The 10800-nt window shown below is 71.6% G+C and carries 11 protein-coding genes and 2 tRNA genes; 6 read left to right on the forward strand and 7 right to left on the reverse strand.

The annotated features are described in order from the left end of the window. Nucleotides 1-30: 30 nt before the first annotated feature. The 3 genes from ACIQOV_RS10325 to ACIQOV_RS10335 form a co-directional block, all read right to left on the reverse strand. Nucleotides 31-103, reverse strand: a tRNA-Gly gene (locus ACIQOV_RS10325). A gap of 39 nt (nt 104-142) precedes the next feature. Further along, nucleotides 143-215, reverse strand: a tRNA-Gly gene (locus ACIQOV_RS10330). Nucleotides 216-358: 143 nt separating this feature from the next. Next, the gene (locus ACIQOV_RS10335; protein WP_359897715.1) at nt 359-676 is read right to left on the reverse strand and encodes an Lsr2 family protein; all 318 of its coding nucleotides are present in this window, start codon (nt 674-676) and stop codon (nt 359-361) included. 465 nt (nt 677-1141) lie between these two features. Here ACIQOV_RS10335 and purS point away from each other — a divergent pair, with 465 nt between their 5' ends. From purS to ACIQOV_RS10355, 4 genes are all read left to right on the forward strand, one after another. After that, nucleotides 1142-1396: a phosphoribosylformylglycinamidine synthase subunit PurS gene (gene purS / locus ACIQOV_RS10340; protein ID WP_049654013.1), complete on the forward strand. Its 255-nt coding sequence runs from the start codon at nt 1142-1144 to the stop codon at nt 1394-1396. Continuing rightward, nucleotides 1393-2070, forward strand: a complete 678-nt coding sequence (gene purQ, locus ACIQOV_RS10345; RefSeq protein ID WP_359897716.1) for a phosphoribosylformylglycinamidine synthase subunit PurQ — start codon at nt 1393-1395, stop codon at nt 2068-2070. Before purS ends, purQ begins: the two co-directional genes overlap by 4 nt. Further along, nucleotides 2070-4325, forward strand: a complete 2256-nt coding sequence (purL, locus tag ACIQOV_RS10350; RefSeq protein WP_387726658.1) for a phosphoribosylformylglycinamidine synthase subunit PurL — start codon at nt 2070-2072, stop codon at nt 4323-4325. Before purQ ends, purL begins: the two co-directional genes overlap by 1 nt. 67 nt (nt 4326-4392) lie before the next feature. After that, nucleotides 4393-5208 carry a sterol carrier family protein gene (locus ACIQOV_RS10355; protein ID WP_401047078.1) on the forward strand — a complete coding sequence of 272 codons (816 nt, stop codon included), beginning with the start codon at nt 4393-4395 and terminating at the stop codon, nt 5206-5208. 36 nt (nt 5209-5244) lie between these two features. On the opposite strand, the gene ACIQOV_RS10360 is transcribed toward ACIQOV_RS10355, so the two are convergent. Next, nucleotides 5245-6030: a DUF3152 domain-containing protein gene (locus ACIQOV_RS10360; RefSeq protein ID WP_401047079.1), complete on the reverse strand. Its 786-nt coding sequence runs from the start codon at nt 6028-6030 to the stop codon at nt 5245-5247. Nucleotides 6031-6249: 219 nt separating this feature from the next. On the opposite strand from ACIQOV_RS10360, the gene ACIQOV_RS10365 reads away from it, so the two are divergent. After that, entirely contained in the window at nt 6250-6669 is a 420-nt protein-coding gene (locus tag ACIQOV_RS10365; protein ID WP_359897720.1) for a DUF3151 domain-containing protein, read from the forward strand. Between the two features lie 115 nt (nt 6670-6784). Here the strand turns inward: ACIQOV_RS10365 and fbaA are convergent, their stop codons facing one another. After that, on the reverse strand, nt 6785-7807 hold the full coding sequence (gene fbaA / locus ACIQOV_RS10370; protein WP_401047082.1) for a class II fructose-bisphosphate aldolase: 1023 nt from the start codon (nt 7805-7807) through the stop codon (nt 6785-6787). A 384-nt stretch (nt 7808-8191) separates the two neighbouring features. Here fbaA and ACIQOV_RS10375 point away from each other — a divergent pair, with 384 nt between their 5' ends. Continuing rightward, nucleotides 8192-8914, forward strand: coding sequence for a VTT domain-containing protein (locus ACIQOV_RS10375; protein WP_359897722.1), 723 nt, complete (start codon nt 8192-8194; stop codon nt 8912-8914). A gap of 87 nt (nt 8915-9001) precedes the next feature. Here the strand turns inward: ACIQOV_RS10375 and pyrE are convergent, their stop codons facing one another. Both pyrE and ACIQOV_RS10385 read right to left on the reverse strand, forming a co-directional pair. Next, entirely contained in the window at nt 9002-9538 is a 537-nt protein-coding gene (gene pyrE / locus ACIQOV_RS10380; RefSeq protein ID WP_359897723.1) for an orotate phosphoribosyltransferase, read from the reverse strand. Nucleotides 9539-9582: 44 nt separating this feature from the next. Continuing rightward, nucleotides 9583-10605, reverse strand: a complete 1023-nt coding sequence (locus ACIQOV_RS10385) for a hypothetical protein (protein ID WP_401047085.1) — start codon at nt 10603-10605, stop codon at nt 9583-9585. Between the last annotated feature and the right edge of the window lie 195 nt (nt 10606-10800).

Genomic DNA, 10800 nt, shown 5'->3' on the forward strand with positions numbered 1-10800 from the left:
CCCCTCGCACGAGGGGGCCCTTCGGATCGGAGCGGACGACGAGATTCGAACTCGCGACCCTCACCTTGGCAAGGTGATGCTCTACCAACTGAGCCACGTCCGCAGGTCAAACTATTGAGTTGTGCTGTGCTCGCGCACTGCGAGCGGACGACGAGATTCGAACTCGCGACCCTCACCTTGGCAAGGTGATGCTCTACCAACTGAGCCACGTCCGCATGGTGCCTGGTGGGGCACCCGCCGCCTCTTCGGATCTCTCCGTTGCGGCGACGAGGAATACTCTACAGCATCGTTCGGGGTGGTCGCCCCACCCTTTCGGTCAGGGCGGGCGGGGCGACCGGGGAGCGGACTCCCGCGAGGCTCAGTTCGCCTCGGCGAACGCCTCGTACACGTGCTTGGGGATGCGGCCACGGGCCGGCAGTTCCATCCCGCGGGACAGGGCCCAGGCGCGGACGGCGGCCGGGTCCGGGGTGAGGGCGGTGCGGCGGAAGGACTTTCCGGTGCGGCTCTGGCGGCGGCCGGCGGCGACGAACGGAGCGAGGGCCTCCCGCAGCTTTTCCGCGTTGTCCACGGACAGGTCGATCTCGTACGACTTTCCGTCGACGCCGAAGTGGACGGTTTCCGCGGCGGAGCCGCCGTCCAGGTCGTCGGAGAGCGTGACAACTACACGCTGTGCCATGGGTGTCAATCCTCTCGGGCAATTCGGCCGCCGGTCCGAGGGGGTACCGGGGCCTGATGTGCACCAACTCGCGCAAGCGCGTACGGGCGCGCCGGGTGGCTCGCCTGATACGCAGCACTTGCCGCGACAGGTGGCCCTATTCTGCACCCGAAGGGGGCAGAAATCGAAGAGTCCGGCATTCTTTTCCGGATATTCACGTCTCTTCGCGGGACTCCTGGATACCGATGTGCGGGACGGGCGGTTCTGTCCCCAAGTGCCGTATTCGGGTGTTCTCCGGACGGGGCCGTTCCGAGTGCCGAATCCACGGAAACCGGTCGGCCCGGGCGGCGGGTGAGGGGTCCGGATCCCTTGTGGCGTAAGGGGCTCGGGTCTACGCGCGTCGCTATCCCCGGCCAGCAATCCTGCCCGAAACCACCGGTAGTCTGGAGTTCCCCCGCCTCACCGAAGACACCACCGGGAGTGCCAGTGGCACGCGTCGTAGTCGACGTCATGCTCAAGCCGGAGATCCTCGACCCCCAGGGACAGGCGGTGCAGCGTGCACTGCCCCGCCTCGGATTCACCGGGATCGCCGACGTCCGCCAGGGCAAGCGTTTCGAGCTGGATGTGGAGGGCCCGGTCGACGACGCGGCGCTCGCCCGTATCCGCGAAGCCGCCGAGACCTTTCTCGCCAACACCGTGATCGAGGACTTCACCGTCCGGGTCGAGGAGGAGGGCAAGTGACCACCCGCGTCGGCGTCGTCACTTTCCCCGGCTCCCTCGACGACCGCGACGCCCAGCGGGCGGTCCGCCTCGCCGGCGCCGAGCCGGTCGCCCTGTGGCACCGTGACAAGGATCTCCACCAGGTCGACGCCGTCGTCCTGCCCGGCGGATTCAGTTACGGCGACTATCTGCGCTGCGGTGCGATCTCCCGCTTCTCGCCGGTGATGGAGACCGTCATCGAGCAGGCGAAGCTCGGAATGCCGGTGCTCGGTATCTGCAACGGCTTCCAGGTGCTCTGCGAATCGCACCTGCTGCCCGGGGCGCTCACCCGGAACGACTCGCTGCACTTCATCTGCCGCGACCAGAAGCTGAGCATCGAGAACGCCGGCACCGCCTGGACCCGGGATTACTCGGTCGGCCAGGAAATCGTCGTCCCGCTGAAGAACGGCGAGGGCCGCTTCGTCGCCGAGGAGCGGGTGCTGGACGAACTGGAGGCGGAGGGCCGGGTCGTCGCCCGTTACCTGGACGTCAACCCGAACGGTTCGTACCGCGACATCGCCGGCATCACCAACGCCGCCGGCAATGTCGTCGGCCTGATGCCGCACCCGGAGCACGCCGTGGAGCCGCTCACCGGCCCGACCACCGAGGGCCTGGGCTTCTTCACTTCCGTCCTGAAGCAGCTGGTGAACGCCTGATGAGCCTCGACACCGTCAAGAACGCCGAGCAGACCCCGGACGCCGCCCAGCCCTGGGCCGAGCTCGGCCTCAAGGAGGACGAGTACGCGCGCATCCGGGAGATCCTCGGCCGCCGCCCGACCGGCGCCGAACTCGCCATGTACTCGGTCATGTGGTCGGAGCACTGTTCGTACAAGAGCAGCAAGGTCCACCTGAAGCAGTTCGGCGAGAAGAAGCCGGATTCGGACGCGATGCTCGTCGGCATCGGCGAGAACGCCGGCGTCGTCGACGTCGGCCAGGGGTACGCGGTCACCTTCAAGGTCGAGTCGCACAACCACCCGTCGTACATCGAGCCCTACCAGGGCGCGGCCACCGGCATCGGCGGCATCGTGCGCGACATCCTGGCGATGGGCGCCCGCCCGGTCGCCGTGATGGACCCGCTGCGCTTCGGTGCGGCCGACCACCCGGACACCCGGCGCGTGCTGCCCGGGATCGTCGCGGGCATCGGCGGCTACGGCAACTGCCTGGGCCTGCCGAACATCGGCGGCGAGGTCGTCTTCGACTCCTGCTACCAGGGCAACCCGCTGGTCAACGCGCTGTGCGTGGGCGTCATGAAGCACGAGGACATCCACCTCGCGCAGGCCTCCGGCGCCGGCAACAAGGTCATCCTGTACGGCGCCCGCACCGGCGGTGACGGCATCGGCGGCGTCTCGGTGCTCGCCTCCGAGACCTTCGACGACAGCAAGCCGGCCAAGCGCCCGGCCGTCCAGGTCGGCGACCCGTTCCAGGAGAAGCTCCTGATCGAGTGCACCCTGGAGATCTTCCGGGAGAAGCTCGTCAAGGGCATCCAGGACCTCGGTGGCGCCGGTCTGTCCTGCGCCACCAGCGAGCTGGCCTCGGCCGGCTCCGGCGGCATGCGGATCGAGCTCGACACCGTGCACCTGCGCGACCACACGCTCTCGCCGGAGGAGATCCTCATGAGCGAGTCGCAGGAGCGCATGTGCGCGATCGTGGAGCCCGACAAGGTCGACCGCTTCCTGGAGATCTGCGAGAAGTGGGACGTCATCGCCAACGTCATCGGTGAGGTGACCGACGGCGAGCGCCTGGAGATCTTCTGGCACGGCGAGCTCGTGGTGGACGTCCCGCCGCGCACCGTCGCCCACGAGGGCCCGACCTACGAGCGCCCGTACGCCCGCCCGAGCTGGCAGGACGCGCTGCAGGCCGACGCCCCGACCGCCGAGCGGCTGGCCCGCCCGACCACCGGCGAGGGCCTCAAGGCCGACCTGCTGAAGGTCGCGAGCCACCCGAACCAGGCCTCCAAGTCCTGGATCACCGACCAGTACGACCGCTACGTGCTCGGCAACACCGTGCTCTCGCACGGCGAGGACTCGGGCATGATCCGGATCGACGACGAGACCAACCTCGGCGTCTCGGTCGCCACCGACGGCAACGGCCGCTTCGCCAAGCTGGACCCGTACACCGGCGCCCAGCTGGCCCTGGCCGAGGCGTACCGCAACGTCGCGGCCGGCGGTGCCAAGCCGCTCGCCGTCTCCGACTGCCTCAACTTCGGCTCCCCCGAGGACCCGGACGTGATGTGGCAGTTCGCCGAGGCCACCCGCGGCCTGGCCGACGCCTGCCTGGTGCTCGGCACCCCGGTCACCGGCGGAAACGTCTCGCTGTACAACCAGACCGGCGAGGTCGCCATCCACCCGACCCCGGTGGTCGCGGTGCTCGGCGTCATCGACGACGTCACCCGGCGCACCCCGCTGGCCTTCGCCGAGGAGGGGCAGCTGCTCTACCTGCTCGGCGACACGGCGGACGAGCTCGGCGGCTCGGCCTGGTCGCAGGCCGTCCACGACCACCTCGGCGGCCTGCCGCCCGCGGTGGACCTGGAGCGCGAGCGGCTGCTCGGCGAGATCCTGATCGCCGCCTCGCGCGACGGCATGATCGACGCCGCGCACGACCTGTCCGACGGCGGTCTCGGTCAGGCGCTGGTGGAGAGCTGCCTCAAGGGCGGCCACGGTGCGCGGATCGTTCTGCCCGAGGGCCAGGACCCGTTCGTCCTGCTGTTCTCGGAGTCGGCCGGCCGCGCCGTCGTGGCGGTGCCGCGCAGCGAGGAGCTCCGGTTCAACGACATGTGCACCGCGCGCGGCCTGCCGGCCACCCGGATCGGTGTCGTGGACGGCGAAAGCCTGGACGTCCAGGGCCAGTTCAGCGTCTCGCTGGCCGAGCTGAAGGACGCCCGCACCGGTGTCATCGAGGCCCTGCTGGCCTGACGCACGGTCGACGAGGGGCGGGTGGTTCTCTGGTGAACCACCCGCCCCTCGGCGTATGTTGACGCCCATGCCTGCCAAGTCCCGTACGTATCAGCCGCAGAAGGTGAGCGCCGCGTTGACGGCGCAGAGCGAGGCGGTGCGCGTGGTCGTGCACCAGCTGACGGAGTCCGATCTGGAACGGCCGACCCGGCTCGGCTCCTGGAGGGTGCGGGAGCTGGTGACCCACCTGAGCCTGGCGCTGAGCCAGCTGTCCGCCGTGCTGGACCTGCCGGAGGTGGACGGGCCGGTGCTCCCGCTGGCCGACTACGCGACGCTGGCCGGAACGATGGCCGGCTTCGTCGACGCCGCGACCACGGAGCACACGGCGGCCGGGTTCGCCGGCCCGCCCAAGGAGGTGGTCGCCGAGTTCGACCGGTCGCTCGACGCCGTGCTGGCCGTGCTCGACAGCCGGGCCGCGGCGGAACCGGAGCGGCGGGTGACCTTCCTGAGCGGCCATCCGATGCTCCTGAGCGACTACCTGGTGACCCGGCTGATCGAGGCCGTGGTGCACGCCGACGACCTGGCCGACGCGCTCGGCCTGGACGCCTTCCCGCACGACCGCGAGGCCCTCGCCACCGTCTCCCGGATGCTGGCCGACGCCCTCGCCGGGCAGGTGCCCGGCGGCGCCGTCGAGCTGCGCGTCCCGCCGTTCGCGGTCGTCCAGGCGGTACCGGGGCCGAAGCACACCCGGGGCACCCCGCCCAACGTGGTGGAGACCGATCCGCTGACCTGGATCCGGCTGGCCACCGGCCGGGCCGACTGGGCGGCGGCGGTGGAGGCGGCCGAGGTGTCCGCCTCGGGGGAGCGCAGCGACCTGCGGGAGTACCTGCCGGTGCTCTGTTAGGGCGGCTGCCCAGGACCCGCCCCCGCCGCCGCGGTTCTACGGGACGGACGGCCCGCCCACGTACGTGCCCTGTGCCGAGTACGGCCAGGCGTTGGGCGTGCAGCCCTTGAGGCCGTAGATCTGCTGCATCATCGCGGGGGCGGGCTTGCCCTCGCCCGGGCAGCCCTCGTGCCCGTGGCCGATCCGGTGGCCCACCTCGTGGTTGACGATCAGCGCCCGGTACTCCTCCAGCGGTCCGCTGAACTGCGGTGAACCGGTGTTCCAGCGCTTGGAGTTGACGAGCACCTGGTTGCCGACGTTGCAGTTGACCTCGCCGTGGGTGTCCAGCCCGGAGGCGCCGCAGATCCGGTCCACGGTGGCCGGCGAGGCGATCTTCACGGCGAAGTCGTACGGGCCGTCGGCGACCAGCTGGAAGCCGTTCTTGCGGTCGTTGGTCCAGCCTCGTCTGTCGCCGAGGATGGCGTGGATCTGCGTGGCGGCGGTCGGGGCGTCGATGCCGATGCCGTCCTCGACCTCGATCCGGTAGCGGCGTACGTTGCCGCGTCCGACCGGCTTGGCGGTGGCCGGGGCGACGGTGAAGGTGCCCGCGCCCTTGGTGGGGCCGGGGTCCGGCGCGGCGGGGGCGGGCGGCGGGGTGTCGGCCGGGGCGGGAGCCGGGGGCGGCGCCTGCTCCGCCGTCGGTGCCGCCGTGGTGGCCTGCTCGCCCGGCGGGGCGACCCTCGCCTGGGCGGTCGGGGCGGCGGCCGGGGTTCCCGCTGGGCGGTACAGCATGATCGCCGCGGCCCCCAGTACCACGGCGGAGAGCACGAGTGCCGTGAGCATGCCAGGACCGGGTCCGCGTCGCGGCCTGCGGCGTCGGCGACCGCCCTTCCGGGGCGGTGCGGTGCGCCGGCCGACGGATCGGGCTGCGGACATGATCTTCACAGTGGCAGGCGAACGGGTGAATGTCCACACGCCTCGTATGTGACTTCGGCGTCGCGGGACGGGCGCCCGCCGGGGACGGCGGTTGACCCCTGCGTCTCGGGTGGCAGACTTCAGGGCATGGCGATTCACAGGAACCTTCTCGACGGTCCCGAACCCACTCTCCTCCCGGAGGAGGAGCGGCCCTACCGGATGCTGGCGGAGGAGTCGGCCTCCCCCACCCAGGTGGCGGCCGAGTTCCCGGTCTTCTGCCTGGCCTGGGCCATGCTCGCCGACGACGCCTACGCGGCCGGCCGGTACGTCGAGTCGTACGCCTACGCCCGTACCGGCTACCACCGCGGGCTGGACGCGCTGCGGCGCAACGGATGGAAGGGCCACGGCCCGGTGCCGTGGGAGCACCGCGGCAACCGCGGCTTCCTGCGCTGCCTGGCGGCGCTCGCCCGGGCGGCCGGCGCGATCAAGGAGACCGAGGAGGAGACCCGCTGCTGGCAGTTCCTGAAGGACAGCAGCGCGGAGGCGTACGCGGAGCTCAAGCAGTAGACACCCCCGGACAGACGGGTGCCCCCGGCGGTTTCCGCCGGGGGCACCCGTCCGTCACGTCACGCCCGGGGCGCGGGGCTCACGCGGCCCGTGGGCCCCGCGTCGGGCGCGGGACTCACTTCAGGCGCTTGCCCGCCGAACGCAGCTGCTCGGCGGCCTCGACCACGCGGGCGGCCATGCCGGCCTCGGCCAGCTTGCCCCAGGTGCGCGGGTCGTAGGTGTTCTTCTTGCCGACCTCGCCGTCGACCTTCAGCACGCCGTCGTAGTTGGCGAACATGTGGCCGGCCACCGGGCGGGTGAAGGCGTACTGGGTGTCGGTGTCCAGGTTCATCTTCACGACGCCGTTCTCCAGCGCGGTGGCGATCTCCTCGGCGCTGGAGCCCGAGCCGCCGTGGAAGACGAAGTCGAACGGGTCGGTCCTGCCGTACTGCTTGCCGATCGCGTCCTGGAGCTCGCGCAGGAGCTCCGGCTTCAGCACGACGTTGCCCGGCTTGTACACGCCGTGCACGTTGCCGAAGGAGGCGGCCAGCAGGTAGCGGCCCTTCTCGCCCAGGCCCAGCGCCTCGGCGGTGCGCACGGCGTCGTTGACGGTGGTGTACAGCTCGTCGTTGATCTCGTGGGTGACGCCGTCCTCCTCGCCGCCGGTCGGGGTGATCTCGACCTCAAGGATGATCTTGGCGGCGGCGGCCTGGGCCAGCAGCTCCTGGGCGATGCCCAGGTTGTCGGAGAGGGTCTCGGCCGAGCCGTCCCACATGTGCGACTGGAACAGCGGGTTCTCGCCCCGGGCCACGCGCTCGGCGGAGACCGCCAGCAGCGGGCGGACGTAGCCGTCCAGCTTGTCCTTCGGGCAGTGGTCGGTGTGCAGCGCGACGGTGACGTCGTACTTGGCGGCGACGATGTGGGCGAACTCGGCGAGCGCGACGGCGCCGGTCACCATGTCCTTGTTGTGCTGGCCGCCCAGGAACTCCGCGCCACCGGTCGAGATCTGGATGATGCCGTCGCTCTCGGCCTCGGCGAAACCACGCAGTGCGGCGTGCAGCGTCTGCGACGACGTGACGTTGATGGCCGGGTAGGCGAACTTGCCCGCCTTGGCCCGGTCCAGCATCTCGTTGTAGACCTCGGGAGTTGCGATGGGCATGCGATCCGCTCCTGTCGGGTTGCGGCGTACGGACGGTGCTGTCCGACGCTGTGTACGCCTTCGTGACGACTCCGTGCCGGCCCGCCGACGCGCGGCGTTGCGGTGTGGCTCTCCGGCACGTTCGCGGCGACCTGCGCGGTACGGCCATGAGGGTGGTGTGCCACCGCGGACCGGACGCCTGTGCCATCTTCCCAGACTCGTGCCCGCGGGTCAGCAGGAGCCCGCCATGCGGAACGTCGCACGGCACGGGCGCACGGCGGCCGCGGGCGGCTCCGGCGGGCGGCCGGGGGGCGTCCCCCGCCGGGCGCCGTCGGCACGGTGCGCCCGGGTCGTGGGCACGGTGCGCCCGCGTGGTCGGCACGGTGCGCCCGCTATCCTGCGCCCGTGGACTACAACCAGCTGGCCGTCAACCTGCTTGACGCCAAATCCCTGATCTCGTCCCTCGGCGCCATCGGGCTGATCGCGATCATCTTCGCGGAGACCGGCCTGCTGGTCGGCTTCTTCTTCCCGGGCGACTCGCTGCTGATCCTCGCGGGTGTCGCCGCCTCGAACGCGGCCTCCTCGGTGCTCGGCGACGGTGCCAAGCTGCCGATCGCCGTCCTGCTGATCGGCTGCCCGATCGCGGCGATCGCCGGCGCCCAGCTCGGGCACCTGATCGGCGCCAAGGTCGGGCCGAAGATGTTCGACAAGCCCGATTCGAAGATCTTCCGACGCGACTACGTGGTGAAGGCGGAGGAGTACTTCAACAAGTTCGGCTCCGGCAAGGCCGTGGTGCTGGCCCGCTTCATGCCGATCATCCGCACCTTCCTGAACCCGGTCGCCGGCACCCTGGAGATGCCCGCCCGGACCTTCTTCCTCTGGAACGTGATCGGCGGCGTGCTGTGGACCGAGTCCATGCTGCTGATCGGCTACTTCTTCGGCGACGCGCTCGCCCCGGTGATCGACAAGTACCTGATCCCGGCGGTGCTGCTGATCGTCCTGCTGTCGATCTCGCCGATCCTGGTCGAGATCATGCGCGAGCGGAAGAAGAAGCGGGCCGGCATCGGCGCCGAGGTCGACGAGGAGAGCCAGGTCCAGGCCGGCGGCGGCCGGCACCGGCGGGGCTGAGCTCCCGGCGCTCCGGACACGGCGAGGGCCGGTGCTGTTTCACGTGAAACAGCACCGGCCCTCAGTCGTTCGTCGTACCGGACGGGATCAGAGACCCAGGTCGTCCAGGGTGTAGGCGGTCACGTACTCCAGGCCCTGGGCCTCCACGGCGGCCGCGCCGCCGCGCTCCACGATCACCGCGACGCCGACCACCTCGGCGCCCGCCTCGCGCAGCGCCTCCACGGCGGTCAGCACCGAGCCGCCGGTGGTGGAGGTGTCCTCGACGGCCAGCACCCGGCGGCCCTTGACCTCCGGGCCCTCGATCCGGCGCTGGAGGCCGTGCGCCTTGCCCGTCTTGCGGACCACGAAGGCGTCCAGCTGCTGCCCGCGCGCGGCGGCGGCGTGCAGCATCGAGGCGGCCACCGGGTCGGCACCCAGGGTCAGGCCGCCGACGGCGTCGTAGTCCAGGTGCGAGGTCGCGTCCAGCATCACCCGGCCGACCAGCGGGGCGGCCACGCCGTCCAGCGTGATCCGGCGCAGGTCGACGTAGTAGTCGGCCTCCTTGCCGGAGGAGAGGGTGACCTTGCCGTGCACGACGGCCTTGTCCTTGATCTGTGCCAGCAGGGCGTCGCGGTCGTTGCTCATGAGCGTTCAGTCTAGGCCCTGACGGTTCCCGCGGCGCTCCGGGCTCAGCGTCGGCGCAGCGCCCTGACCAGCACCACGGCACCACCCAGCAGGGCCACCGAGCCGCCGATCACCCACGGCACCGCGCTGCGGCCGCCGGTGCCCGGCACCACGATCCCGCCGGCCTCGCCGCCCCAGCGGGACGCCGCCCGGGCCCGCGCGCTGCGGGCGGGCAGCGCCGGGGCGTACGGGCCGCGCGGCGGGGCGTGGTCCACCTCCTCGGCGGACCGGCCGACGATGCTGCGGCGCACCGGGCCGCTGAGCACCGGCTCCTCCTCGTACGCGAAGAGCGGCTCGGCGGGGAGCTCCTCGGCGACGCCGTCCTGCTCGGCGGAGCCGTCCGCGGCCCCGTCCTCGACGTCGTCCTCCTCGTCCTCGTCGTCGGCGGCGGAGCCGGTGGGCAGGCCGAAGCGCTCGGCATCGGCGTCGGAGAAGGCGATCAGGTCGGAGAGGTCGTCCTCCAGGTCGTCGCCGGGCTGGTCCTGGCGGTCCTCGATGAAGACCACACCGGCGTCGGCCCCGGCGTTCCCGGACCCGTCCTGCCCGGCGTCCTCCTCCTGGTCCTGGTCCTGCGGCTGCTCACCCTCCGGGGCGACCAGCGCGGCGGCGAACCGGTCCAGCAGACGGCGGCCGGTGGCGTCGAGGGTCTCCTCGTCGAACTCGGTCAGCCGGCCGGTGGCGCTCAGGTCGCCGGTGAAGCGGATCACCGCGGTGCCGTCCTCGGCGCCGTCCGCGACGCTGACCCGGACGGTGGCGGTCACCTCACCGGTGCCCCGGGCCTCCTCGCCCTCGGCGAACACGGTCAGCACGCCCTCCCGGCCCCCGATCAGCGACAGCACGCCCTTGTACGTGATCGTGGAGCCGCCGATCCGCAGCTTCAGCCGGCCGCCGATCTCCTCGGCCGCACCGGCGCCGACCGCGGCCGGCTCGGTGCTCAGCCCCGGCACACTCCGCGCCAGCAGCGCCGGATCCTGCAAGGCCTGCCGGACCGGCTCGGCGGACAACGGGACGAGAACCTCATGCTCCATGTCACGGAGCCTACCGACTGGGCCGCGCCCGGTCCCTACCCACCACCACCGGATTTTCCCCGCCCCACCTGTTCCCTTGGCCGTCGCACCATCGCCGCGGCCGCCCGCACGGGCACCCCGCCCCGGCCCGCCACGGGCGCGGGGCGGGGCTTCCGAGAAGACGGTTCCCCGGGGTTGGCCTCGGCGGGGGCCGGG

It is taken from the genome of Kitasatospora sp. NPDC091257 (assembly GCF_044757675.1).
GTDB lineage: Bacteria > Actinomycetota > Actinomycetes > Streptomycetales > Streptomycetaceae > Kitasatospora > Kitasatospora lactacystinica.

Coding starts and splice junctions, on each gene's coding strand:
- ACIQOV_RS10335 (WP_359897715.1), bottom strand. CDS start 676: ATGGCACAGCGTGTAGTTGTCACGCTCTCCGACGACCTGGACGGCGGC.
- purL (WP_387726658.1), top strand. CDS start 2,070: ATGAGCCTCGACACCGTCAAGAACGCCGAGCAGACCCCGGACGCCGCC.
- ACIQOV_RS10355 (WP_401047078.1), top strand. CDS start 4,393: ATGCCTGCCAAGTCCCGTACGTATCAGCCGCAGAAGGTGAGCGCCGCG.
- ACIQOV_RS10360 (WP_401047079.1), bottom strand. CDS start 6,030: ATGCTCACGGCACTCGTGCTCTCCGCCGTGGTACTGGGGGCCGCGGCG.
- ACIQOV_RS10365 (WP_359897720.1), top strand. CDS start 6,250: ATGGCGATTCACAGGAACCTTCTCGACGGTCCCGAACCCACTCTCCTC.
- fbaA (WP_401047082.1), bottom strand. CDS start 7,807: ATGCCCATCGCAACTCCCGAGGTCTACAACGAGATGCTGGACCGGGCC.
- pyrE (WP_359897723.1), bottom strand. CDS start 9,538: ATGAGCAACGACCGCGACGCCCTGCTGGCACAGATCAAGGACAAGGCC.
- ACIQOV_RS10385 (WP_401047085.1), bottom strand. CDS start 10,605: ATGGAGCATGAGGTTCTCGTCCCGTTGTCCGCCGAGCCGGTCCGGCAG.